Origin of the sequence: Paenibacillus sp. YN15 (genome assembly GCF_003285005.1) — a bacterium.
Classification (GTDB): Bacteria; Bacillota; Bacilli; order Paenibacillales; family NBRC-103111; genus Paenibacillus_AR.
The window spans coordinates 1-24,777 of the sequence record NZ_QMFA01000032.1 but is presented as its reverse complement, the minus strand read 5'-3'; the positions used below and the strand labels follow the sequence as shown (position 1 = coordinate 24,777).

Sequence of the window (24,777 nt, the reverse complement as noted above, 5' to 3'; positions counted from 1 at the left end):
ATGGCTTTATCATATAGATAAATCCGTATTTGATCTTCTACTCTTTTGACGGAAATCTCTACTTTTTTGCAGGAGGGAAAGGACATGGAGCAGGAAGAGAGCATCAAGATCTACACCAAGTCGTTCAGCAATCAGACCATCTCCTCCAAGCCACACGTCTCCCACCGGTTCAAAGCCGTCTGGATCAGAAAGGGCAGGGGCTTCTGGAATATTGCCGGGGATGTATGCGCCGTCAAACCGGACGATCTTGTGCTGCTGAACAATGAGGAAGAACGGATCATTGAACAGATTACCTCTGCCGAAAGTCTGGAATTCTTCATTATGGAGTTTGAGCCGCGGCTTCTTTTTGATTCCGGGCTGCTGCCCCTGTTCACGGAGCCGGTCAACGGCTACGCTCACCGGATTATCCCGGCCGACAGCACGATGCTGCATATTCTGGGGAGGATCAGGGAGGAGCATCACAACCCGGACGGCTTCAGCCAACTGATTCTGGTTTCCTGCGTGATGCAGCTCTTGGCCTGGTCCGCCCGGCGAACCAGCCTTGTTCCAGGCGGCGGGCCGCGGGTGAACCCCCTGATGAAGCAGGTGCTGGCTTATATTGACCGGCATTACACCCGGCGGATCACCCTGGAGGAGTTGGCCGGCATCGCCCATATGAGCAGCACCGCCTTTTCCCGGTATTTTACCCGGTACAACGGCATCGGTCCTGCCCAATACATCAAGCGCAAGCGGATCGCCCAGGCTATCCGTTTGTTGGAGGAAACGGACCGGACCATACTGGATATTGCCATGGATTGCGGCTTCCAGAACATCTCCAATTTCTACAAGGCCTTTCACAGCCTGACCCGCCAGGCTCCCGGAGATTACCGCAATGACCGGGGGGATTCATGATCCCCCCGGCCCAGTCCGCCACCTATGTTTGACCCATTAATTTTTTACAATTTCAAAATAAATCCTGCCGTATTCGCCCCGGATCTGGAATTGCTTGTAGCCCTCCGCTGTGGTTGTGACGGTAACCGCCCCTTGCCGCTGGCCGGAGGTGTTGAGACCGTACACCTGGATATTGGCGGTGGTCTTCAGCGTAATGGTGCCGCTGACTCCTTCATACAGCACAGGGCTCTTGCCTGGGGCCACAATCTCGTTGTTGTTCAGCATAAACCCGGTATTCCGCGCTCTGGCCACGGCAGTCAGCAGAATCCTGTTGGTATTTTGCAGCGTGTCCCGGGTCAGGGAATTCAGGCTGATGACCGCGAATGGATTGGTATATTGGATGATGGAAAAGCCAAAATCTTTGGGTTGGTTAGGCTCCATCCCCGCCACGGCATTGGTGTAGGGGGTATTGATCAGGAAGGAGTTGGGCTGCCACTTCAGCTGGTTGCTCAGCACCGTTTCGCCGCTGGTCACCTTGCTCTGCAGCTTGTTTAAAGCAGTTGTGCTGCTGAGGGCCGCATTGTAGTCGGCAAATCCGGAAAACATGATTCCGACCTTTCCGTAACGGTAGATGTTGGAGCTGGGGAAGCCCTTGGCGGGATTCAGGACATCCTGCTTGGAGTACGAATAATAATAGGAATCCATGGCTTCCTGGACATCGCCGCGGTGAAACAGAATAGCAGCCGCTGGCTGGATAGCGGTATGGGCAGGATCAACAAAGGTGCCAAAGGCGCTTTTGATATAGGGATTTGCGGTGGGCATGGCCTCTGCGGTCATCTGGAATTGGATGGGATTCCAGTTCTGGAAGCTGGCCATAGCGGCCATCATCAGATCCCCCTCCGCCCGGAAATCATTGGTCAGGCACTCCTGCCATTCTCCCAGTATGTAGGGCTGGTTGAATACCCGCTTGTAAGCGGCTTGCTGGAAGAAATTATTTCCTTTGGTGATGATGGAATCATTGTCTGCCTTCGAGCCTTGCGTGAAATATTTGCTGGGATGGGACATGTATACATGCCGGTCGGTGAAATCCATCAATTCCTTGTTCAGATACATACTGGCTGGCGCTGTACTGGGGTAGCCTCCCATAGAGGACCCGGTAATAAGCGCCTTTACCTTCAGGTCAACCTTCAGGAAATCCCTCATCTCGATGTAGTGGCTGCGCACCGTGTGGAAGAAAAATTCATAGCTGTCGTTTTTCCGTTGGGTGCTGTAATTCAAATTATCATACAGATCGGGTATTCTGACCGTACCGTCCCCGATGATATTCACAGAGTTATTCGCCATGTTTTCCCCAGCCTGAATCCCTACCTTGCCGCTCTCCGTCCAGGCCGTTTTCAATGCGGCTTCTGTGCTGTACTTGGTCCTCAACCATTGACTGAATTTGGTTTTCAACTGATTGATGTAATAGGAGTCCGTGATCCGTCCGGCATCAATCGTAAACAGGGAATTTTCATTCTGGATGTCGATAAACACCAAGGCCTTGTCCTCGGCCAGGGTTGTATTGGTGTATATGCTTTTTGTTGTCAAAAGCTGGCGGGCATAGTCTTTTTGCAGTTGGAGAAGAGTCGGATCAAAAAGGGCATGGGCCTTCCAGCCGTTGGACACATCCCCCGGTTGAGGAACCTCGCCCGCCAACGCCGGCCGCATGGTCAGCAGGTCCACATAATAATAGATGCCCTTGTCCTTCAGAAGCTTCATCAGATAAAACAGCTTTTGCAGCTGATCCCCATTCAGCGCAGTTGTCTGCGAAGGGTTCGCGGTGGCGGAGAATATATTCGGGGCAGGCGTGTAGTCCATCTGATGAAACCGGACGATGTTAAAGCCGGACCGGGCAATCCGGTCAGCCAGCCGCTTGGCGTCCGCCTGGCTTAGGAAGCTGGCGCTCATGGCAATATTGACCCCCCAGAATCTGGCGCGGGTGCCGTCCTCGAAGACGATATTCTCTCCCACCGCCCGGGCGTAGCCGTGTTTGCCCGCCGGGGCATCCAACAGGAAGGACGCATCGATGGGGCTTCCCAGGGCCAGCGCATCGTTAGGCAGCTCCCATACATGCCAGGATGAGGTGTCGGGATTCTCCGGAATGTCCGCCGCTGCGGCCGGCACACCGGTGAGCAGCAGTTGGATCGCCAGGATCATAAGGGTTAGCCGTTTTGTCCATAACCGTTTGTTCATTCATCATTCACTCCTTGTTTATTTTTTATTGCCGTGCTGCCGGCAGTGGACCGGCCCTGCCACCTTCCTTCCCAGCCATCCGTAATGTCAGCGCTTTCAGTATAGGGGATTGCTTTATTTTGACCATAAAGAAATCTACTGGGGCCTTAAAAATTCTACTAGAAATCACCAATTGCAGCCCAAGACAGACAAATAATCTCCAAAAGTGACGAGATGGTTCGCGAAAGTGAGTGCGGGTATTTATAGAGGAGCCTCTTCATGGAAAATGCAGATAAGCGTAATTCACGTAAAAAACCCGGAGACTGTCCGTCCCCGGGTTGCACTTTGCAAAGTTATGGAGCTATGGTTGATGCCGATGTGCCGGTTGGGCCAAAACCGGTTGACCGCGGCGAGGGACGGAACTCAGAGACCCTTATCCACCGAAATTCCGCTGATGGCGGCTATTACGGAAATGAGCGGCGCTTATGAGGCTTGGCAGAACGCTGGAGCACCTTAAAGCGTAATTTTACCTTATTAAGGGCTTCTCATTTCCGTTATTCCGCTCCATCCGCTGAAATCCGGGGTATAAGGGCCTTATAGTTCCGTAACGGTGGCGCGGAGGTTTGCTGCAAAGTCTGTCCGATCAGCTTTTCATAAACCTGTTCTATCCATCGAGCCCGCCCTCCAGCATCTACTAACCAGCCTCTCCAGCCATCGATCCTCCCCAAGCAGCTTCCACCCATCAATTCCGCTCAACCGGCTTCTCCCATCAAACCCCACTCGACCAGTCTGCTGCCAACCAGCTTCCCCCCATCAAACCCCACCCAACCAGCTTCTGCCGGTCAAACCCTACCCGATCAAATCCTCCGGTGCCTCCTCAGCCTCAGCCTGCCCCTTCTCCCATACCACCGCCCGGTTCCGGCCTCCGTGTTTGGCCATATACAGCGCCTGGTCCGCCCGCTGCAGCAGCTCCTCCCGGATGAAGCCCGGCTCCTCCTTGGGAGTATGTACGGCAATGCCGATGGAGAGGGTCACACAGCCGGAGACGCTTGAACCGGCATGGAGCAGGGCCAGCCCGCTCACCGCTTCCCGGATGGCTTCGGCAATCTCCAGCGCCTTCAGGCCGTCGGCCTCCGGCAGCACAACGGCAAACTCCTCGCCGCCGTAACGGCAGGCGATGCCTCCCGCCAAAGCGGCCTGCACCTCCAGCCGCATGGCAATCCGCTTGAGGCACTGGTCCCCGGCCAGATGCCCGTATGTATCATTGTATGCCTTGAAATAATCGATATCCAGCAGGAGAACCGCCAACGGGGCGCCGCAATCCAGCGCCTTTTCCCAGAACTTGCAGTAATACAGATCCATTCCCCTGCGGTTGTAGATGCCGGTAAGGCCGTCGGACACCGACAGCCGCTCCAGCTTCTGGTTGGCCTCCAAGAGAGCCCGCTCGGATTCCTTGCGCAAGGAAATGTCCCGGGCCACCGCCAGACAGACCAGCTGCCCCGACAGCCGCAGCATCCGTCCGGAAATTTCTACCTGCATCCAACTGCCGTCCTTGCACTTGAGATTCCACTCAAACATCCGCTGCTCCCCCTTCAGGAGGCAGCGGCTTTCCGTATCCTGCTCCAGGGCCAAATAAGCCGGATCATACATGTCCTTGGGCGAAAGCGCCAGCAGCTCGTCCCGCTCATAACCCAGCGTCTCGGCGGCGGCTGTATTCGCGTCCAGAATCCGCCGCGGCTGCCCATCCTCCACCGTAAACAGATAGACCAGATCATGGGCGCTGTAAAACAGCTGCCGGTACTTTTCCCCATTATACTGGGCTTCGGCGTACAGCTCGTTAATCCGGGCCAGTTGGCTGTTCAGCAGGTAGCACAATCCGATAACGGGAAGGGACACGACCATATAATACATCATCGATCGGACCAGCAGTCCATTCGAGGGAAGAACATAGCCATAAGTGGCAAAAATAATCAAATAATTGACAGCATAGCCTATCATCCAGGTGGCCAGGCGGCACACGGGAAGACGCCGCACCAGGAGGATGCTGGCCAGGGCAGTGGCCAAGACGCTGATGACGCCGACGACTGAGGCCAGATAAATTCCGCCTTGGGCCAGACGGGCAACCGCGATAAAGGCGGAGGCGATCAGGGCGGCCGTCGGTCCTCCCAGCAATGCCGCCATCAGAATATCGATATTGCGCAGATCCAGCCGTATACCCCCCTCCAGCAAAACCGAAGAAACCACCAGAAGGACTCCGGCGGCTCCAAACAGAATTCCGGTGGTCAGGCTGGAAACCCGCTTCCCGGAAGCGGTGCGCCGACCGTCTCCCTCACGCTGGGCCCGCTGGATTAAGAGAAAATGCCCGAACAAACAAAGGAGCAAAATGGATGCGTTGGAGATAAAAGGCTGGATCATGGAGCACACCCCTTCGGCTCGTGCGTAATATACATTACAGTTCGCTCGAAAGAACTCCTATCCCTTCTTTTTAACCATATCCAAATTAGAATTAAACAGAATTTTAACTAATTCTGAAACTTTTTTTGCATCCTTTGTCCTATTTGCCAGTCCTTCTCCTTCTGCCGGAGCGAACGGTCAAATCAACAGATTGAACAGCACCGGATTCTGATTCAACTCGATGTAGGAAATTCCTTTTTTGTCCATCCGCTCCATCAGCGGCGCATAGTCCTCCCGGCGTTTCAGCTCAATGCCCACCAACGCGGGACCGTTGTCCTTGTTATGCTTTTTGGTATATTCAAACCGGACAATATCGTCGTCAGGCCCCAGCACCTCGTCCAGAAATTCCCGGAGAGCCCCGGCCCGCTGGGGAAAGTTGACGGTAAAGTAATGCTTCAGCCCCTCATGGATCAGGGAGCGCTCCTTGATCTCCTGCATCCGGTCAATATCATTGTTGCCCCCGCTGACAATGCACACCACCCGCTTGCCCCGGATTTCCTCCTTCATGCTGTCCAGCGCGGCGATGGACAAGGCCCCGGCGGGTTCGGCCACAATGGCATTGTGGTTGTACAGCTCCAGAATGGTGGTGCACACCTTGCCCTCCGGCACCAGCACAATGCCGTCCAGAAGCTGGCGGCAGATATCATATGTCAGCTGGCCCACCCGTTTGACCGCCGCCCCGTCCACAAACTTGTCGATCTGCTCCAGCGTCACCACCTGGTTTTGGGCAAAAGCCTCGGTCATGGAAGCCGCCCCTTCCGGCTCCACCCCGATGAGCCGGGTAGCCGGGCTCACCGTCTTGACGTAGGCGCCCACCCCCGCGGACAGCCCGCCGCCGCCGATGGTCACGAACAGATAATCCACCTGGCCCTTGGCATCCTCCAGAATCTCCATGCCCACCGTGCCGTTGCCGGCAATAATGCCCGGATCATCAAACGGGTGGATAAACACCATCCCCTCGGACCGGCAGGCATTCATGGCTTCCGCAAAAGCATCGTCGAAGGTGTCTCCCGTCAGAATCACCTCCACGGAATCGCCGCCGAACATGCGCACCTGGCTCACCTTCTGCCCCGGCGTGGTGCTGGGCATATAGATTTTGCCGCGGATACCCAAAGCATTGCAGGAATAGGCAACGCCCTGGGCATGGTTGCCTGCGCTGGCGCAGACAATCCCCTTCTCCCGTTCCTCCCCGGAGAGGCTGCGGATTTTGTGGTAGGCGCCGCGGATCTTGAAGGAGCGGACCACCTGGAGGTCCTCCCGCTTCAGGAAAACCTCGCAATCGTATTTCTGCGACAGGTACGAATCGCGCAGCAGGGGAGTTCTGCGGATCACTTCCTTCAGCGTATGATGCGCCATGATGATTTCGCCCATTCCCACAGTTTGGGTTTGGCCGATGCCGGAATTGGAGCCGGGATTAACATTTGCCATAGTGCTGTGCCTCCATTCTATTTGAACACAAAACCATCCCCCAAAAGTGACGAGATGCTTTGAAGCGAAATCCGGGTACTTTTGGGGGAGCCCCCGAATGAAAATGCGCCGTACACAACATTTTCGCACAAAAAAATCCCGCCCCTAAGGGACGAGACTGGATCTCGCGTTACCACCCTTGTTCCGCTGCCCGGTTGTTCTGACGGCTGGAAGACAAATCCTGTCTCCGCCGCCGGTTCCCCAAGGAAACGGCCACTCCATCCGCGCACGCTTGTGATGCGGGGCCCGTATAACGGCAGGCGGCCGGCACAAGTCTACTTCCGCCCGCTTAAGGCAGGTTCAACCGGCTTCTCGGAGATGATATTCAGCGGGGACTTCACGCGCTGGCTCGCAGCAATCGCCAGCTCTCTGGAGCGGAAGCATAAGCCGCCTACTCGTTCTCTTCAACGAATTTCAAATTCCACTATCCTGTTGAATCAGTTATACAATCTTATGGCCCCGTTGTCAATCATGCCTATGCGGGCCCTGGGCTTTCCGCTGCTGCCAGCGGGGCTGCTGCGGGACAGGCGCGGAAGCCGACGCTCCTCCGGAGGAGCCGGATTCCCCTTCGAACCGCTTGCGTTCCGTCCGTTCGATCTGGACGATGCGGCCTCCATGGATAATAATTTGCACATGGCCAAACTCCAGTCCGTTCAGGCTTTGCCTGATCCGTTCCAGCCAATCCTCATTGATTTCCAGCGGAGAACCCATTTCTCCTACCTCCCTACAGCCTTCTGCAATGCTCGCCCCGCACGGTTGGGCAAAACAGCTTACAGCCCCAGCACCGCGTGCTCCGCCTTCAGCGCATTTTCCACAATGGCGGGCGACGGCCCTTCGTATACATAGAGCCGGTGAATCATCACCCAGATGGCGTCTCCCGTATAAAGCACCGGCTTCTCCAGCGGACGGTACACCGTCAGCCGATGACCGCCCAGCTGCACCTCCAGCTGCCAGCGGCTGCCGCAGAACAGGGTATCCACAATCCTCCCCTCATCCGCCGCCAGAGGCTGGCTCAGCTCATTGCGCCGGCCGGCTTCAATAAACTCCGGGCGGACAATGGCCTTGCCGTAACCCTCGTAATCGGCGAAGCCCTTCAGCTCCCCCGGATTGTCCAGCACCCGGGACTCGCCTACAAAGTGGGCCACAAAAGGAGTATCCGGCTGGCTGTAGATGGACAGCGGGGCTCCCTTCTGCTCCAGCAGGCCGCCTTGGATGATCATGATCTCATCGGCCACCTCCATGGCCTCCTCCTGGTCATGGGTCACGAACACGGTGGTAATTCCCACCCGCCGGATGGTTTCCTTCAGCCAGGCGCGCAGCTCCTTGCGGACCTTGGCGTCGATGGCGGCGAAGGGTTCATCCAGGAGCAGCAGCTCCGGCTCCGGAGCCAATGCCCGGGCGAAGGCCACCCGCTGCCGCTGGCCGCCGGACAGTTGGTTGGGATACCGCTTCTCCAGACCGGCCAGCCCGGTCAGCTCCAGAAGCTCCCGTACCCGGCGGTCCACATCCGCTTTTTTCCACTTTTTCACGTTGAGCCCAAAAGCAATATTCTCGTAGACATTCATATGCCGGAACAGGGCATAGTTCTGGAACACAAAGCCGATATGACGCTCCTGGGGCGGCAGATGGTTGATAATCTGTCCATTGAACCAGATCTCCCCCGAATCCGGCTGCTCCAGTCCCGCGAGCATACGGAGAATGGTGGTTTTTCCGCCGCCGGAGGGGCCCAGCAGGCCGATCAGCTTGCCCTTCTCGATGCTGAAGCTGACGTCATTTGAGGCCACGAAGCTGCCGAAGGTCTTGCGCAATTGCCGGACTTCAATATGCATAAGCGGTCACTCCCTTTCCTTGGCCAAACCCTGATGATGCTTCCATTCGACCAGCGCTTTGACAATCAGCGTGACCACGGCCAGAAGCACCAGCAGCGAGGCTACCGCAAACGAGGCGGAAAATTTGTAGTCGTTGTAAAGAATTTCAACCTGCAGCGGAAGGGTGTTGGTCTCTCCGCGGATATGTCCCGATACCACGGATACGGCGCCGAACTCGCCCATGGCCCGGGCGTTGCACAGGATGATGCCGTATAGGAGACCCCATTTGATATTCGGCAGGGTGACCTTGGTGAAAATCCGCCAGCCCTTGGCGCCCAGGGTAGCCGCCGCTTCCTCCTCCTGGGACCCTTGGGCCTGCATGAGGGGAATCAATTCCCGGGCCACAAAGGGAAAGGTGACGAAGCTGGTGGCAAGTATGATGCCGGGCAAAGCGAACACAATCTTGATGTCGTTATCCTGCAGCCAGGGCCCGAACCAGCCGTGGGCGCCGAACAGGAGAATGAAGACCAGACCGGCGATAACCGGCGAGATGGCAAAAGGCAAATCGATGAGCGTGATAAGAAAGTTTTTTCCCTTGAAGCGGAACTTGGTAATGGCCCAGGCTGCCGCCACGCCGAACACCGTGTTAAGAGGCACCGTAATCAGGGCCGTCAGCAGGGTAAGCCGTACCGCCGCCAACGCATCCTTATCCCGGAGAGCAGCGAAGTAAACCTCGGCCCCTTTCCGGAAGGCCTGCATAAAAACAGTGACCAGGGGCAAAAGCAGCACCAGCACCAGGAACAAGAGTGCAATGGCAATAAGGACGATACGGACAGCCAAGGGTTCGGTGGTGGACCCGTTTTTGGCGGGGGCCGCCGATGTGTTCAGTCTTCCCGCTACTCCTGCCATGGGGACCGCCTCCTCTCTGCCAGGGACCCACCGATTGTGAAGGAAAACCGCCGATTATGCGTCATGGGCCGACATCCTCCTTCTGGTGCGCCACTGGAGATAGTTGATGACGAGGATCATCAGGAAGGAGAACAGCAGGAGCACCACGGCAATGGCCGTCGCCCCGGTATAGTCGAACTGCTCCAGCTTCATCATAATGAGCAGCGGGGCAATTTCTGTCTTCATGGGCATGTTGCCGGAGATAAAGACCACAGAGCCGTATTCCCCAATCCCCCGGGAGAAGGCCAGGGCGAAGCCGGTCAGAAGGGCCGGCAGCACCTCCGGCAGAATCACCCGGAAGAAGGTTTTCAGCCGGTATGCCCCGAGAGAGGCGGCCGCCTCCTCGATTTCCTTGTCCAGCTCCTCCAGCACCGGCTGCACCGTGCGCACCACGAAGGGCAAGCCGATGAAGATCAGGGCAATGGTGATGCCCATAGGCGAATAGGCGGATTTGATCCCGATTTTGGCGAACAGACTGCCCATCCAGCCGTTCTCGCTGTAGATGGTGGTCAGAGCGATGCCGGCCACCGCTGTCGGCAGGGCAAAGGGCAGATCCACCATGGAGTCGATGATTTTTTTGCCGGGAAATTTGTAACGAACCAACACCCAGGCTACCAGGAACCCAAACACGGCGTTGACAAGAGCAGCAGATAAAGAGGTGGTAATGCTGATCCGGTAAGAAGCCAGGACACGGTCATCGGTGACCGTCTCCCAGAACTTCCCCAGCCCCATGGACACGGACTTCAGAAACAAGGCAGATAAGGGGAACAACACGATGACGCTCAAATAGAAAATCGTGTATCCCATGGATAGGCCAAAGCCCGGCAGCAAATGCCGCCTTTTAGTCAAACTGCTCATACCAACACTCCCGTTTTAGCCGGCTCGACCGGTATAAAATCGTTTTGATTCCACGCGTTACTTGGAAGGCTTGTAGATTTGGTCAAATATGCCGTTGTCGGCAAAATGAGTTTTCTGGGCTTCGGTCCAGCCGCCAAAATCCTTGTCGATGGTCACCAGCTTGATGGTCGGGAATTTATCCGCGTACTTCTTCGCCACCGATTCGAGACGCGGACGGTAGAAGTTCTGGGCGGCAATCTCCTGGCCCGCTTCCGTGTACAAGTATTCCAGATAAGCCTTGGCCACCTCGGCGGTGCCCCGCTTCTCGGCCACTTTGTCCACGATGGCTACCGGAGGCTCAGCCAGAATGCTGATGGACGGGTTGACGATTTCAAATTTGCCCTCGAATTCCTTCAGGGACAGATAGGCTTCATTCTCCCAGGCGATCAGGACATCGCCGATGCCCTTCTCTACGAAGGTGGTAGTGGACCCGCGGGCGCCGGAGTCAAGCACAGGCACATTTTTGAAAAGCTTGGTGACAAACTCCTTGGCGGCGGCTTCATCACCGTTGTTTTTCTCTCTGGCGTAAGCCCAGGCGGCCAGGTAGTTCCAGCGGGCGCCGCCGGAGGTTTTCGGGTTGGGGGTAATGACGCTGATCCCGGGCTTCACCAGATCGTCCCAATCCTTGATGCCCTTGGGGTTGCCCTTCTTCACCAGGAATACGATGGTGGAGGTGTAGGGCGAGCTGTTGTCCTTCAGCTCCGATTGCCAGCCTGCCTTAATCTGGCCGGATTCCACGATGGAGTCGATGTCAAAGGCCAAGGCCAGGGTAACCACATCCGCCTCCAGACCGTCTACCACCTTGCGGGCCTGGGAGCCGGAGCCGCCGTGGGATTGCTTCACGGTCACCGTCTGGCCGGTTTTTTGCTTCCAGTAGTCGGCAAAGGATTTATTGTAGGCTTCATAAAGCTCGCGGGTGGGATCATAGGAAACATTGGTCAGCTCCACCGCCTTGGGCGCCGGAGCCTTGCTGGCTTCCGGAGAGGCTGCTGCGCCTGCGGACGCTGTCGCTGCCGTGCTGGCCGCCCCTGCAGAGGCCTCCTCTTCCTTCCCACCGCAGCCGGACAGCACCCCAACCAATGCCAGCGATACAGCCGTTGCCACTAAAAATTGCTTTTTCATATATGTCTCTCTCCCTTCTTGAAGTCCAATTCATTTGTGTTGCGGTACGTCTATGTACCGGGATTATTCGCGTCTTTTGCTGCAGGATCGCCGGTGGTCCGGTAGATCATAATTAATCCTATAAATTTACTATGATTAATAATGTGCTCATTTTAGCACCCCGCCTTCCATTTCGTCAATGGTTTGGGCGAAGTTTTATTTTATTTTTTGGAAGTGTCCATAAGAAAATCTTATGATTCAGCCAATAGCTGCCGGGCAGTAACGATGCTATTTTATTCCAAAGCTTAGGCAGATGTTCCTTCTTTAGCTCCCGCTTTTTTGAACACCCTTAAAGGGCTGGGCCAAGTTTTCCGGCGCCACCTTAAATTCCGGGATAAAAAAATGAAAATTCGACGGTCGGACGACGGGACTTCCCCTTTATAATTAAAACGTTTCCAGATGTCACGGAGTGTCCGGTTTTCTATCGAATCCTAATCCTATCTGCCAGGAGGTTTACCGCATATGTCTCTGCCCTTGATCGGCGAACTGAAATCCAGCAATGTTATTGTCCGGCACCCCGCCAATCCCATCCTTGCCCCGGCGGATGTGCCCTATTCCCCGGCTCTGGTTTTTAATGCCGGCGTAGCCAAATTCCAAGGCAAATACGTCATGGTATTCCGCAATGATTACGGCGACCCCGTTAACAAAACTCTGCTGCCGGGCAGCACCACCAATCTGGGCCTGGCCTACAGCGACGACGGCATCAAGTGGGACGTGCAGCCGGGCCCCTGCTTCGGCCTGAATGACGAGGAGATTGTGCGCACCTATGATCCCCGGCTGACGGTGATCGACGGCCGCGTTTATATGTGCTTTGCCGTGGATACCAAACACGGCGTCCGCGGTGGCATTGCCGTAACCGACGACTTCGAGCACTTCGAAGTCCTGTCCATGACCGCGCCGGATAACCGCAACATGGTGCTGTTCCCCGAGAAGGTTGGGGGACGTTATGTGCGGCTGGAGCGGCCTTTCCCGGTGTACAGCCGGGGCGGGCAGGACCGCTTCGACATGTGGATCTCCGACTCCCCGGACCTGAAATATTGGGGCAACACCGAGCTGCTGCTGGCGGTGGAGCAGGTTCCCTTCGCCAATGACAAGCTGGGCCCGGCGGCGCCCCCCATCAAGACGGACAAGGGTTGGCTGACCTTGTTCCATGCGGTGGACCGGGACCCCTCCCGCGGCAAAAACGGCTGGGAGGCCACCTGGAAGAAGCGCTACACCGCCGGGATCATGCTGCTGGATCTGGAGAACCCGTACAAGGTTATCGGCATGAGCCGGGAGCCGCTGCTGGCGCCGGAAGCTGTCTACGAGAAGGACGAAGGCTTCCGCACCAATGTGATTTTCCCCGGCGGCATGATCCTGGAGGACAGCGGCGAGGTCAAAATCTATTACGGCGCGGCGGATACGGTGGAGTGTTTGGCCACTGCCCATGTGGATGACCTGCTCGCCCTTTGTTTGAAGTAGGCGGGAGCGCTCGCCAGCGTATGGGGCCCCTTAGTGGAAATGTTTTTCCGCTAAGGGGCCCTTTTTGCAGGCGCGCAGGCGGATAGCGGCACCGTTTTGCCGCTAACGGCAGGATAAGGCCGGATAATCCCGGCCTCCTCCTCCTGCTGCCCGCCCCCGCGTCTGCAACCTGAAAAAAGCCTCCGGCCCAAAACAGCTGGCCGAAGGCTTTTTTGCATCCTGCTACAAATGGACCCCTGCGTTAAACTGGTCCAGGTCATCTCCCGACGGGTCGAACAACCCCGGCCCCGGGTCCCGGAACTGCTCGGCGGCATTCTCCGCCACCAAGGCTTCCTCCTCGGCCAGGGAATCCTCCCGCCGCTTGTACCGGGGCAGACTGGCCGCCCCCGCCTCGCCCGCCAGATACGCCTCCGGCAGGTCCTCCGTCACAGTGTGGGCCGGAATGGAGATGCCCTCCTCCGAGCCAAGGCCATACGCATTGGTATATACCTCCTGCTCCGGCCGCTCTGCCGTCTCCAGCAGAATACCGCCATGAGCCTGGGCGATTTCCAGCGCCGCCACCAGGTCTCCCTGGCGGATGGTCAGGGCCAGCACCGGCTTGTGCTCGGGATGGCGGTGCTCCAGCATTTGGCCGGTGAAGCCCAGCTCCTGAAGAGTGTCCAACGCCAGCAGCGCCGCTTTTTTATCCGCAAACTGAAAATAGATGGGAGCCAGCATCGCAAGTTCCCCTTTCTTCGCCTTATGCAGTCTTGGTCACCCTCCTAGCTTGCCCCTGGAACGTCCATTTCTTGCACAGCGTGGAAAGAGGGACCGTACCCTCACAGCCCGTTCATGCCAAACATCCGGGAGGCCATCCAGCCGAAGGCAAAACCTAGGGGCAGCATCACCACCGACGACAGCAGGCCACCGTTCAGCAGCCCGCATACAAAGCCCAACCAGGCGCAGACCGGAGCCGTCAGCCCGGCCCCCGCCTTCCAGAAGGCCTCCATACGAACCGTGTCCTTCCACGGAAAAAGCCGCACATATTCCTCCGTCGCCGCTTCCCGGGCAAAGGACTTGGCCATCCAGGCGAACAGCGCGCCCGTAGCCAGCCCCACAATAAGCCGGATGGTGCCGTTGGGGCAAACCGCCACCGCCGTCGTGGCGGCCAAGAGCAGCATCCCCGCCAGCTTCAGCTTGGACCCGTTGCGCAGGATGCCCTTGATCAGGGACTCCGCCAGCACATTCTCCTGGGTGCGCTCCTTAAACAGCTTGCGGGAGGCCGGAAACAGAAACGGCCGCTTCTTCTTGGAGCGGGTCTTCCTCGGCGCACGGTATCCCGCGGCGCTCATCAGCATCCCCGCCAGCTTCATCCGCTCCTCCCGCTCCCGCTGGGCATCCTTGTAGAAGGTGCCCCTGGCCCGAATCCGGGCGGGCACCAGCCAGAACAGAGGCGCTGCCAGACACAAAGCGATCAGCGCCGCATACAGATGGCTAACCGCCGTCCAATGGGTGAGGTAGCCAAACACAGCGGCCAGCACAGGAGTGGCGACAATTCGGATAGCCACGCTTCTCCAGCCGGAGGCAACAAGCTCCAGATGCTGCTTGCCCAGCATCAGATAGATTTTGACCAGATAGGTCAGGAGAAAAAGGAACGCCGCCTCCAGCGGCCCTACCTCATAGCCATTGTGCAGCAGCGGGTACAACAAGAGCCCCATCCCTGCCAGCACCAGTGCGCTTACGGTCAGGGAAAAAGCCGTCCCTGTACCCACCAGCTTGCGGAACCAGGAGGTCCGCTGAACCAGAAACAGCTGGTCCGCCTCCTCCACATAATACCGGATGGTGCCGGTGATGGCCGCCACGAACAAATAAGCCCGAAAAACCGTATATGGCACAGCCTCCAGCCAAACGGGGGTCGCCCCCCACCACAAGATATATTGGTAAATCAGCACCGCCGTCGCAGGCAGCACAATGTACAGGGCCACCACCCAGTCCACCGCCATTTTCCAGGCCCGGTACTGGAAGGCGGCATTGCTTTTAATCCGCTGCCAAGCCACCTTTTGGGGCGTCAGCATATTGCTCATCTTGCGCAGCCTCCTTTTTGCATATGCTTACGATATCGGCTTTGCCTTACGGCAAATCCCTTAGGTGAGCGCATGAAAGCAATCGAACAGGGAGGCGCCGGGCAGACCGCATTTGTCGCGGATGTCCTGCAGCTCGCCCGAAGCAATCAGCTTGCCTTCATTCACCAGCAGAAATGAACTGCAAATCCGCTCCGCCGTATCCAGCACGTGAGTAGACATCAGGACGCCTGCGCCGCGCTTGCGCTCCGAATCCAGCATCTCGAGAAATTCCCTGATGGCCCGCGGGTCCAGCCCGATGAAGGGCTCGTCCACAATATACAGCTCAGGCTCATGGATAAACCCGATAATCAGCATCAGCTTTTGCTGCATGCCTTTGGAGAAGCCCGTGGGCAGATCATGCTTGGCCCCCGTCAGCCGGAAACGCTCCAGAAGCTCATTGGCTCTCTCCTCGAAGGTAGCGTCATCCAGTCCGAAGGCCGACGCCGCCAGCCGCAGATGCTCCCACAGCGTCAGCTCATCGTACAGCACCGGATGCTCGGGAATGTATGCGTAATTGGGAGAGCCTCCCGGAAACTCCACCTTGCCCTTCACATCCTTCAGAAGCCCCAGCACCGCCTTGATGGTGGTGCTTTTGCCTGCGCCGTTGGGGCCGATCAGTCCCACCAGTTCCCCTTCCCCCACCGTAAATGCAATATCCGAAATCACGCGGCTTCTGCCCTCATAGCCCGCTTCCTCAATTTGAACCCTCAATTTGCCCATCGGCAGCCAACCCATCCCTTCAATACGGTAAAATCAACAGTCTCATTATAGCAGGCTTTTGGGCGCCGGGCACATCCGGCCGGAAAAGACCGGACCTCCAGGCTCCGAGCCGGAATTTTTCCGGGCCTTTGCCAGTTCCGCTGAAACCGCCGCGGCTCCGCTCCCGTATAAACCCATATTCGTCAACACAACCGGGAAGGGGATTATCCAGATGGAAACATGGGAATACAAGACGCTAAAGGTGGAAACAAAAGGCTTTTTCGGCGGAAAGGTTGATCTCCCCGAGCTTGAGGAAGAGCTTAATGGGCTGGGCCGCCTCGGATGGGAATTGGTCAACACCTTCGATACCAGCATGGGTCAGGGCACCTCCAGAGAGGTAGTCTGCATTTTTAAGCGGAGACGGGCATAACATACCCACCGTTGCATTTTCGCAAAAAAGAACCCGGCTCCCACAAAGGTCCGGGTTCTTTGCTATCCGGGCAATTTCGCTTTAACCAAACTCCCCCTTTTCCGCCCCTTCCGCACGCCGGTAAGATGAGTACAGGCATAATGCGGTCGGATTTTTACAAATACGGAGGTTTTTCCAAATGGGAGTCAGAAGGCTGACGGCGGCAGATCACGCCGGGGTGCTTGAGTTGTTCGGGAAAGAGGCGGACCATTACCGTTTTCTTCTGGATGATTTAAAGTGGAACGGATATGCGGGAGAGCAGTTTATGGTGTTCGGGGAATTCGCGTCAGGGCGGCTGGTTTCTTTACTGCTGAACAACTTCAGCAATCTGACCTACTATTGTCCGGTTGAGCGGGACCCCGAAGGGTACCGGCAGATCCTGGGACAGCTGTCCTTTGCCAAAGTTTCCGGTCCTGACAGGCTGGTCCAACAGATATGCCGGGACTTCAACACGTCCAAAAGCACCCTTTCCCACCTGGGAATGGTGAAGCAGGTTTTGCCTCCCGCCCAACCGGACGGACGGTTTGCCGCAGAAATCATCTCCGCCAAGGAGGAGCTCCGGGAGCATTACCGGCTCCTCCTGTCGGCGGAGGAATACAGCGGCCTATCCGGGGACGAAGAGGGATATGTGAGCCGCGAGTGGAACAGGCTCGTGTCCTCCCCGGACAGGATCATGTACCTGCGCCTGGAGGGGCGGATGGTTGCGGCCGCCTCCACCTTTCATGAACGGGAGCAAAGCGCCCTGATCACGGGGGTGGTCACCCACCCGGACTTCCGGAACAAGGGCTGCGCCGCGGAGGTGCTGGCGGAGCTGTTCGGCCAACTGCTGCGGGAGGGGAAATATCCCTATTTGTTCTACACCAATCCGGCGGCCAGGAGCGTATACCTCCGCGCAGGGATGGAGGAAATTTGCCCTTGGCGGGTAACCTTTCTGTAGACAGTCCGCTCCGTACCTATCTTACTTGGCCTTTTCCATAAACGCCTTGATCTTGGACTCGTCGATATCGTAGCCCAGGTCGGAGGCGGCATTCTCCACTGCCCAATCGTATACGCCGATGGTGGCCTGCTGCTTGCCGTCCTTGATGTAGACCAGGGTCGGCACCCACTTGATCTCGGTAAGCCCGTATTTGCCGGAGGCTGCCATTTTGGCATAGGCCTTGTTGTTGCTTTCAATGAAGGTATCGATCCGCTCCACCTTGATGCCCGTCTGGCTGGTCAGCTTGTCCAGCACCGGCATCACCTTATGGCAGTGGGGACAGCTGTTGCCCCATACCAGCAGCACAAAGGTATCCTTATTCTCCAGCTTCTTCTCAATCGTGGGGCCGTCGCTGGAATCCTGGAAGTTGCTGATCCAGGCCTTCTCCTTCAAATAAAAGCGGAGATTCTCGGCATTGGCCAGGGTTTCCGCGGGAATCGGCTTTTGCCCGAAATAATAGGAGGTCCGGTGGTTGCCTTCGTAAATCACCTTCATCACAGGCAGCTTCTCCGGCGCCGCATCCCCGTCAACGGAGCTGTACACCGGCACCTTCAGGCGCGGGTCCTTTTGGAGGTCCAGGAGCTTCTTCAGATCGGCCTCCGACAGCTCCTGCTTGCCGGCAATATCCTTCACCAGCCCGTCCAATTCCTTCTCCTGCTCGGCATTCAGCTTGCCGTTTTTGACCAGATTCAGCGCCTTGCGGTAATTGAGCATCACATTGTTCTGCTGGTCCTTGCTGTTGGCGTTGCCAACCAGCTTCAGCTTGGACAATCCCGCCTCCAGGCTCCGCACTTCCTTATAGCTGTCCACCAGCTTCTGATTGTCCTTCTCATACTTGTCCAGCTTGCTTTTGTCTTTGGTCGTATCAATAGTCACCAGGTCGAACTTTTCCGTCTTGGACAGCTCCGTAAGAGCGCCGAGCAGGCTTTGGGACTGGGCGGAGTCGTCGTAATAGAGGACCACGCCGTTCTGTATCGTTTCCAGCTCCGTATTGGCGCCCCGCGACTCCCCGTTTTCCCCCTTGCCCCCGCATCCGGCAGCCAGCGCCCCCAGCAGAAGCAAAGCAAGCAAGCTTTTGGCCAATTTCAATTTCCCGCACCTCGTTTCATATGTTAAAAAATAGGATATATGAATGATACCCCAAACTATGCCGGTCTGGCTAGCGGCGTTTTTCCGGTTCATCCGGATAGCGGGTGCGGGTTGGCGAAAAGCCAAAAAAGACCGGATTGCTCCGGCCGCACAAGGACGATGCTATAAACGCCAACCGCCCGGGAGTCTCCCCTTCTTTAGAACCAGCCAAAAATAAGCTGGTACACTACATAGGCAATGGCAATAGAAATCGGAATGGTGATCACCCAGGTCATGACCATCTTGCCGACTACACCCCAGTTGATGGATTTATAGCGGATGGCCGAGCCGGTGCCGATGATGGACGAGGTAATGACGTGAGTGGTGGACAAAGGCAAACCCAGTGCGGTGCCCGACTGGAGAATGACCGTGGAGGTCAGGTCGGAGGCAAAGCCGTTCATCGGCTCGATCTTGATGATCTTGCGGCTGACAGTTTCGATGATCTTCCAGCCGCCGATGGAGGTGCCCAGCGCCATGGAGGTGGCGGCAGCCAGCTTGACCCATATCGGGACGGACATATCCGAGTGGAAATTCCCCGCTACCAGGGCAAACACGATAATGCCCATCGCCTTCTGGGCGTCATTGGCGCCGTGGGAGAAGGATTGCAAGCCGGCGGACACGATCTGCAGCAGCCGGAAATTCCGGTTGACCTTGCCCGGGCTGCGGTTGCCCAGCAGCTTGACCAGGTAGCGGATCAGCACCAGCATGAGGAAACCCAGGCCGAAGGCCAGAAAGGGCGACAGGATCAGACCCAGCACAATCTTCTGGAAGCCTCCCCAGTGAAGAGCATCCATGCCCGCACCGGCGATAACCGCACCGGCCAACGAACCGATCAGCGTATGGGAAGAGGATGACGGGATACCGAAGTACCAGGTAATCAGATTCCAGGCAATGGCCGAGATCAGCGTGGCCGTAATAATCTCCATGCCATTGCTTATGTGGAACGGGTCGGCAATGCTGCCGCCTACATTTTTGGCGACACCGTCAAACAGAATCGCACCGACAAAATTGAGGACCGCCGCCATCAAAATGGCTACTCGCGGAGAAAGGGCTTTGGTGGACACAGCAGTGGCGATAGCGTTGGCCGTATCATGAAAACCGTTGATGAAGTCGAACAACAAGGCCAAGGCAACAATAATAATAATGAATGTCACAATAATCCCCCTGAACGTTTCCTTAAAATCTAACAGAAGCCGTCACATGCTCCATTTGCCATCATATCATAATTTGCTCTCCTTGTATTAAGATTTTGTAAACAAAACGACAACTTTCACCCTAAACTTTCAGCCAATATTAACAAAATGTTTATTTTTTCACCATAATATTTGTAGTATATCTAACCCTTGGAAATTCCATCCGCGGTCCTTCAAAGAACGTAAAAAAACCCTACCGCCCAGCTTGCCGGGCGCATAGGGTTCTTCAGACGGGTATATGTACAATCTCAGGTAGCCGGATTCAGCCGGTTCAGGAAAAAAAGAGCCAGCGTCCCCGGTCCGGAATGGGCGCCAACCGCCCCGCCGATCTGGGAAATGATGAAATCCTTGCAGCCGAAGCGCTCGCGGATCATCTCCCGCAGGCTATGGGCGGCCTCGATATCATCCCCGTGGGAAATGCCGATCACCTGCTGGTCCTGGCTCACTCCCCGCTCCGTCATAATCGCCACCATCCGGTCCAGCACCTTGCGCCGGCCGCGCAGCTTCTCAATGGGGATCAGCTTGCCGTCCTCCACATGAAGCACCGGCTTGATGTTCAGAAGCCCGCCGATAAAAGCGGCAGTTTTGCTGACCCGGCCTCCCCGGTACAGATACTCCAGATTGTCCACTGTGAAAATATGCTCCATATGGAGAGCATGGAAGCGGACCGCCTCAAGAATCTCCTCCTGGCTTTTGCCTTGTGCAGCCAGCTCCGCCGCCTTCAGCACCACCAGGCCGAAGCCCATGGATGCGCACTTGGTGTCGATCACCTCAAGCCTTGCGTCGGGATAATCCTCCAGGATTTCATTCTTTGCCAGCACTGCGGACTGGTAGGTCCCTGACAATGCGGAGGAAAATGCCACATAAATGCATGAATCGCCGTTCTCTGCATGACGCTGGAACACTTCCCGGAAGATTTGAAGTGGAACCTGGGCCGTTTTGTAAACCTTGCCCTCCCGCATGCCCTGGAACATTTCTTTGGGATTCATGGTCTCCCCGTCCCGGAATTCCTGATTATCCAGATAAACCATCAACGGGAGCGTTTCTATTCCATGCTGTGCCACCAGTTCCTTGGGAAGATCGGCAGCGCTGTCGGTTATAATTTTGACGGTCATTCAATCCATTCTCCTTCCTCGTCATGCGCGTTCGTCCCCTCAATTGTACACTAAACCCGCGCATAAGCGAAATAGCCTTTCATAAATCCTGGAACCGTTCTCTTTAAGACTGCCGCCACGCCAAAAAAAACCGGGCAAGCCCGGTTTTCCGGTTTATGCTTCAGTTAGAGGGAGCGCATCCGGATCAGGCTTCGCCGGACATATTGCCCCGGCGCCTGGGCAGAATCCGCAGCCCTTCAAAATAGGTGGACAGATAGAGGTTATCCTTGTCAAAGGCCACATCTGTCACCGGAAATCCGGTAATGGCCGAGCAAAGGTGGAACTGGTTCTTCCAGTACAATACCTGGTACAGCCCACGGCTGGTACAGGCATAAATCCGTCCCTCGCAGGATTCCAGCGAAAAAATCCGGATTCCCTTGTAGTGGTGGGTGTTGAAGCGGCCCCGCTTATCCCCGGCAATCAGATTCCCCAATCCGTCGGCCCCCAGCAGATAGCCGTGGAGCACACATAGGCTGGACACGGAGCTGTTCAATTTGAAGTCCTCGGAGGACTGGTTGTAGCGGTCAAACAGGGAAATGCCGGACGAACGGGCCATAAAGATCATCTGCGGCGTCATAAACAGATCGAATACCGGTTCTTCGGAGTAGCCGGTCCGCACCCAGTTATCGTTGAACTGGTACCACAAGCCGTTGCCTGCGGCTACATAGAGGACTCCGCCCTTGCTTCTGAGCCGGTAGCAGGGCACCGTAATCTTGGTGGAACGCCAGCCGTCCTCCCGCAGCTGAAACAGCCCCTGCTCGGTGCAGGCGAAGATATAGCCGTCCTCCGCTTCCAGCCGGTTGACGGTGACGCCCGCCGGAAGCTTATGGGGAAGCCGGGCCCAGGCAGCTGCGCTGTCGATGCGGAAGATGCCTTCATTCACCGCGGAGGCGTACAGCCTCCCGTCTTCGGCTGCGGCAACGGAGGTGAGCAGCAGTCCGTGCTGATTTTGCTCATGGAGGAGCGAGTGATTGGTAAGCATCCTGCATCTTTCCTTTTCACGAGGGATTCATTTCCTCCATGTTAATTGATAATGATTATCATTGTCAACAAATCTTTTCTGACAATTTCTCTTCCCGGGCCGACACCGCCTGGTTCAGCGCCGACAAATATCCTTCAGCCACCGCCGCCAGAATATCCGTATGAATGCCGCTGCCCCGGTATGTCCGGTCATCCTCGGTGCGGACCGTAATCTGCGCCTCCCCTTGGGCAGTCTCCGAAGCGGACAGGGAGTGAATCTCCATATCCGTCAGCTCCAGCGGAAAATCCACCGCCTGCCTCAAGCAGGCCACAATGGCCTCCACCGGTCCGTCCCCTGCGGCGGCAAAGGTGGTTTCTTCACCGGAACGGTTGTTGCGGAGGGTGACGGAGGCCACCTTGGCTTTGCGGTGGTTGGACACCACTTGAAAATCCATCATGGAGAAAGGTCCGGCGGCACCGCCGGGAGTTTTGTCGAGAATCCGCAGCAGATGCGCGTCGGAAATCACCTTATAGGCGTCCGCCTCCTGCTTGAACTGCTCGGCAAACCGGGCCAGCTCCTCCCCCTCCATGATCACCCCGTAGCGCTCCAGACGGTGCTTCAGGGCGTGGCGCCCGGAATGTTTGCCCAGCACGATCATGTCCCGGGGAATGCCCATTTTCTCCGGGTCCATAATTTCGTAGGTGCTCCGGTTCTTCAGGAGGCCGTCCTGGTGAATCCCCGCCTCATGCTGGAAGGCGTTGCGCCCGACGATAGGCTTGTTGTAGGCGATGGGCAGGTTCATAATCCGGCTGACCATCCGGGAGGTTTCATAAATTTGCGAAAGGTCGACGCCGGTGGAGAGGCCGCTCTCCCTGCCCCGGGTAGCAATCGCCATAACCAGCTCCTCCAGAGAGCAGTTGCCTGCCCGTTCGCCGATGCCGTTGACGCTGACCTCCACATGGGTGGCTCCCGCCGCAATGGCCGCCAGGCTGTTGGCTACGGCAAGGCCAAGATCATTGTGGCAATGGGCGCTGTACTCCACCCTGTCGCCGCCCCGGACATTGGCCCGCACCCGCCGGAACAGGTTGCCGTACTCCTCGGGCAGGGCGTAGCCTACTGTATCGGGAATGTTCAGAATGGTGGCCCCTTCGGCAATAACCCCCTCCAGCATCTCATAGAGGAATTCATCCCCGGAGCGTGTGGCATCCATGGGGGAAAATTCGATTACGTCCACAAATTGCTTGGCGTACGCCACCATATCGCGGGCAATCTGCAGCACCTGCTCCCGGCTTTTTTTCAGTTGGAAATCCATGTGGATCTGGGAGGAGGAAATAAACAGGTGCAGCCTGCGTCTGTTGGCATCCTGGGTGGCGCGGACAGCTGCGTCAATGTCGCCTTTGACCGCCCGGGCAAAGCCGCAAATTTCGGGGCGGGCAAGGATTCGCGAAATCTCCTGGACGGCGCGGAAATCACCGGGGCTGCTGGCGGGAAAGCCCGGCTCAATGGTATCGATGCCCAGTCTCTCCAACTGGCGGGCCAGCAGGATCTTCTCCTCCGGAAACAGGCTGGCTCCCGGCGATTGCTCACCGTCGCGTAAGGTGGTGTCGAAAATGCGGATTCTGCGGTTTTCCATAGTGGGTCATCCTCCTCAAAAATGTTGGTTTCTCTGCGCGCCGCAACGCCAAAAGGCCTGCCGGTCTCCTTCATGTCTGAAAGAGACGGCAGGCCATGTTCTCCTGTCGCGGTACCACTCTTTTTGGTCCGGTGTTGGTCCGGACCCGCTTGGTCGCAGCGGAGGAACCGCTGCGTGCCCGGTAACGGGGGCAAGGCCGTCCGCATGTACTTGTGTTCCATGCGGCCGTTCACGGGCGAGGAAGGAGCTTGAACGCCGCCGCGTTGCACCATTTCCGCGGCTCTCTGTAAGGCGTCGGGGGCTCCCGCTCCCGGTCTCAACGTTTGCTGGGTATTCAGTTAGACTGGAATCTTCGTGGGACTGGAGAATTGGAGGGGGAGCGGCGGGTGCAAAGCGCCAAAAAGCCTGCCGCCCTTCCCCCTCCGGGGAAGAGACGACAGGCTTGCAACCGTCGCGGTACCACTCTTCTTGATTTGACCCTGCCGCCATCCGCACGCAATCAGCGAGGCGCCGGGCAAATCCGCTCTGTGCGGCATTATGGCTCTGCTGCCATAATCCCGCCATCCCGTTACGGGGATGAACCGTCGGCATATACTGGCTTCCCGGCGTTGATGCTGCCGGCTGAAGGCTTCCATGCCGCCGCTCCCGGATGAGCTTCCAGGCGGTCACCCGCCGCGTTGCACCTTGCCGCGGCTCTCTGAGGGTGTGAACGACCCGTACTGTTTCCGTTCTTAGCGTGTATTGTTATGAGAATTTTCTCATAACTTTAGCATAGTTGCCGGAGGGTGTCAACCCTGTCAACCCTGCCTGCTTCCCCCTGATGCCCGCCTGATGCCTTTTCGCCCATTATCCCTTTGGCTCAGGCGGCAGCATCCGAATCGGCTCCCGAAGCTGCATCGTCCTGCCCTTTCTGCCAAACTGCTTTGCTGCCCCGCCCCTCCATTCCGCTCCTTTCTGCGCCTTTCTGCTCCTTTTCGTCCATTATCCCCTTTGCTCAGGTTACAGGAGAACCGCGCGCCCTTACCTTGCTGCACTAGCCGACAGTCTTCCCCTCACAGAGGCCCGCGCAGCAGAAATAGCGGAAAACAATTTCCCTCTTCAGCCTGTACAGATTGGGAGATAGTTATAATGAACGAAACCGACATCCAGTTTGCTTCAACGTAGGTTAATTTGGAAATAATGGGA

20 protein-coding genes and 2 other annotated features are annotated in these 24,777 nt (G+C 56.9%); of the genes, 4 read left to right on the top strand and 16 right to left on the bottom strand.

Annotated features, from left to right (window positions below):
- Positions 1–84 precede the first annotated feature (84 nt).
- Positions 85–891 (top strand): helix-turn-helix domain-containing protein, encoded by an 807-nt coding sequence (locus tag DQG13_RS21655; protein ID WP_113022086.1) that lies wholly within the window; start codon positions 85–87, stop codon positions 889–891.
- Positions 892–927: 36 nt separating this feature from the next.
- Here DQG13_RS21655 and DQG13_RS21650 read toward each other — a convergent pair whose 3' ends face one another.
- From DQG13_RS21650 to DQG13_RS21610, 8 genes are all read right to left on the bottom strand, one after another.
- The gene (locus DQG13_RS21650; RefSeq protein WP_113022084.1) at positions 928–3,102 is read right to left on the bottom strand and encodes a hypothetical protein; all 2,175 of its coding nucleotides are present in this window, start codon (positions 3,100–3,102) and stop codon (positions 928–930) included.
- 828 nt (positions 3,103–3,930) lie between these two features.
- Positions 3,931–5,496, bottom strand: a complete 1,566-nt coding sequence (locus DQG13_RS21640) for a diguanylate cyclase (protein WP_113022080.1) — start codon at positions 5,494–5,496, stop codon at positions 3,931–3,933.
- A 177-nt stretch (positions 5,497–5,673) separates the two neighbouring features.
- Positions 5,674–6,963 (bottom strand): threonine ammonia-lyase IlvA, encoded by a 1,290-nt coding sequence (gene ilvA, locus DQG13_RS21635; RefSeq protein ID WP_113022078.1) that lies wholly within the window; start codon positions 6,961–6,963, stop codon positions 5,674–5,676.
- 144 nt (positions 6,964–7,107) lie between these two features.
- Positions 7,108–7,419: a binding site (T-box leader), on the bottom strand.
- Between the two features lie 48 nt (positions 7,420–7,467).
- Positions 7,468–7,713: a YezD family protein gene (locus tag DQG13_RS21630; RefSeq protein ID WP_113022076.1), complete on the bottom strand. Its 246-nt coding sequence runs from the start codon at positions 7,711–7,713 to the stop codon at positions 7,468–7,470.
- 59 nt (positions 7,714–7,772) lie between these two features.
- Positions 7,773–8,831, bottom strand: coding sequence for a sulfate/molybdate ABC transporter ATP-binding protein (locus DQG13_RS21625; protein WP_113022074.1), 1,059 nt, complete (start codon positions 8,829–8,831; stop codon positions 7,773–7,775).
- A gap of 6 nt (positions 8,832–8,837) precedes the next feature.
- The gene (gene cysW / locus DQG13_RS21620; protein WP_113022072.1) at positions 8,838–9,719 is read right to left on the bottom strand and encodes a sulfate ABC transporter permease subunit CysW; all 882 of its coding nucleotides are present in this window, start codon (positions 9,717–9,719) and stop codon (positions 8,838–8,840) included.
- 54 nt (positions 9,720–9,773) lie between these two features.
- Complete coding sequence (gene cysT, locus DQG13_RS21615) at positions 9,774–10,616, bottom strand: sulfate ABC transporter permease subunit CysT (protein ID WP_113022070.1); 843 nt, start codon at positions 10,614–10,616, stop codon at positions 9,774–9,776.
- 57 nt (positions 10,617–10,673) lie between these two features.
- A complete protein-coding gene (locus DQG13_RS21610) occupies positions 10,674–11,777 on the bottom strand; it encodes a sulfate ABC transporter substrate-binding protein (RefSeq protein WP_113022068.1) in 1,104 nt (367 codons plus the stop codon).
- A gap of 501 nt (positions 11,778–12,278) precedes the next feature.
- On the opposite strand from DQG13_RS21610, the gene DQG13_RS21605 reads away from it, so the two are divergent.
- On the top strand, positions 12,279–13,277 hold the full coding sequence (locus tag DQG13_RS21605) for a glycoside hydrolase family 130 protein (protein WP_113022066.1): 999 nt from the start codon (positions 12,279–12,281) through the stop codon (positions 13,275–13,277).
- A 222-nt stretch (positions 13,278–13,499) separates the two neighbouring features.
- Here DQG13_RS21605 and DQG13_RS21600 read toward each other — a convergent pair whose 3' ends face one another.
- The 3 genes from DQG13_RS21600 to DQG13_RS21590 form a co-directional block, all read right to left on the bottom strand.
- Entirely contained in the window at positions 13,500–13,994 is a 495-nt protein-coding gene (locus DQG13_RS21600) for a hypothetical protein (RefSeq protein WP_113022064.1), read from the bottom strand.
- 101 nt (positions 13,995–14,095) lie between these two features.
- Positions 14,096–15,340 (bottom strand): ABC transporter permease, encoded by a 1,245-nt coding sequence (locus DQG13_RS21595; RefSeq protein ID WP_113022062.1) that lies wholly within the window; start codon positions 15,338–15,340, stop codon positions 14,096–14,098.
- Positions 15,341–15,400: 60 nt separating this feature from the next.
- Positions 15,401–16,099: an ABC transporter ATP-binding protein gene (locus DQG13_RS21590; protein ID WP_113022060.1), complete on the bottom strand. Its 699-nt coding sequence runs from the start codon at positions 16,097–16,099 to the stop codon at positions 15,401–15,403.
- A 211-nt stretch (positions 16,100–16,310) separates the two neighbouring features.
- Here DQG13_RS21590 and DQG13_RS21585 point away from each other — a divergent pair, with 211 nt between their 5' ends.
- Entirely contained in the window at positions 16,311–16,508 is a 198-nt protein-coding gene (locus tag DQG13_RS21585; RefSeq protein ID WP_113022145.1) for a DUF4177 domain-containing protein, read from the top strand.
- A gap of 178 nt (positions 16,509–16,686) precedes the next feature.
- The gene (locus DQG13_RS21580) at positions 16,687–17,484 is read left to right on the top strand and encodes a GNAT family N-acetyltransferase (RefSeq protein WP_113022058.1); all 798 of its coding nucleotides are present in this window, start codon (positions 16,687–16,689) and stop codon (positions 17,482–17,484) included.
- Between the two features lie 21 nt (positions 17,485–17,505).
- Here the strand turns inward: DQG13_RS21580 and DQG13_RS21575 are convergent, their stop codons facing one another.
- The 5 genes from DQG13_RS21575 to DQG13_RS21555 form a co-directional block, all read right to left on the bottom strand.
- Positions 17,506–18,612 (bottom strand): thioredoxin family protein, encoded by a 1,107-nt coding sequence (locus DQG13_RS21575; protein ID WP_181592906.1) that lies wholly within the window; start codon positions 18,610–18,612, stop codon positions 17,506–17,508.
- A 197-nt stretch (positions 18,613–18,809) separates the two neighbouring features.
- Positions 18,810–19,808 carry an inorganic phosphate transporter gene (locus DQG13_RS21570; RefSeq protein WP_113022054.1) on the bottom strand — a complete coding sequence of 333 codons (999 nt, stop codon included), beginning with the start codon at positions 19,806–19,808 and terminating at the stop codon, positions 18,810–18,812.
- Between the two features lie 284 nt (positions 19,809–20,092).
- On the bottom strand, positions 20,093–20,959 hold the full coding sequence (locus DQG13_RS21565; protein WP_113022051.1) for a DegV family protein: 867 nt from the start codon (positions 20,957–20,959) through the stop codon (positions 20,093–20,095).
- A gap of 184 nt (positions 20,960–21,143) precedes the next feature.
- Positions 21,144–21,980: a ligand-binding sensor domain-containing protein gene (locus tag DQG13_RS21560; protein ID WP_113022049.1), complete on the bottom strand. Its 837-nt coding sequence runs from the start codon at positions 21,978–21,980 to the stop codon at positions 21,144–21,146.
- Positions 21,981–22,044: 64 nt separating this feature from the next.
- Positions 22,045–23,592: a 2-isopropylmalate synthase gene (locus DQG13_RS21555; protein ID WP_113022046.1), complete on the bottom strand. Its 1,548-nt coding sequence runs from the start codon at positions 23,590–23,592 to the stop codon at positions 22,045–22,047.
- 426 nt (positions 23,593–24,018) lie between these two features.
- Positions 24,019–24,334 (bottom strand) — a binding site (T-box leader).
- Positions 24,335–24,777 lie beyond the last annotated feature (443 nt).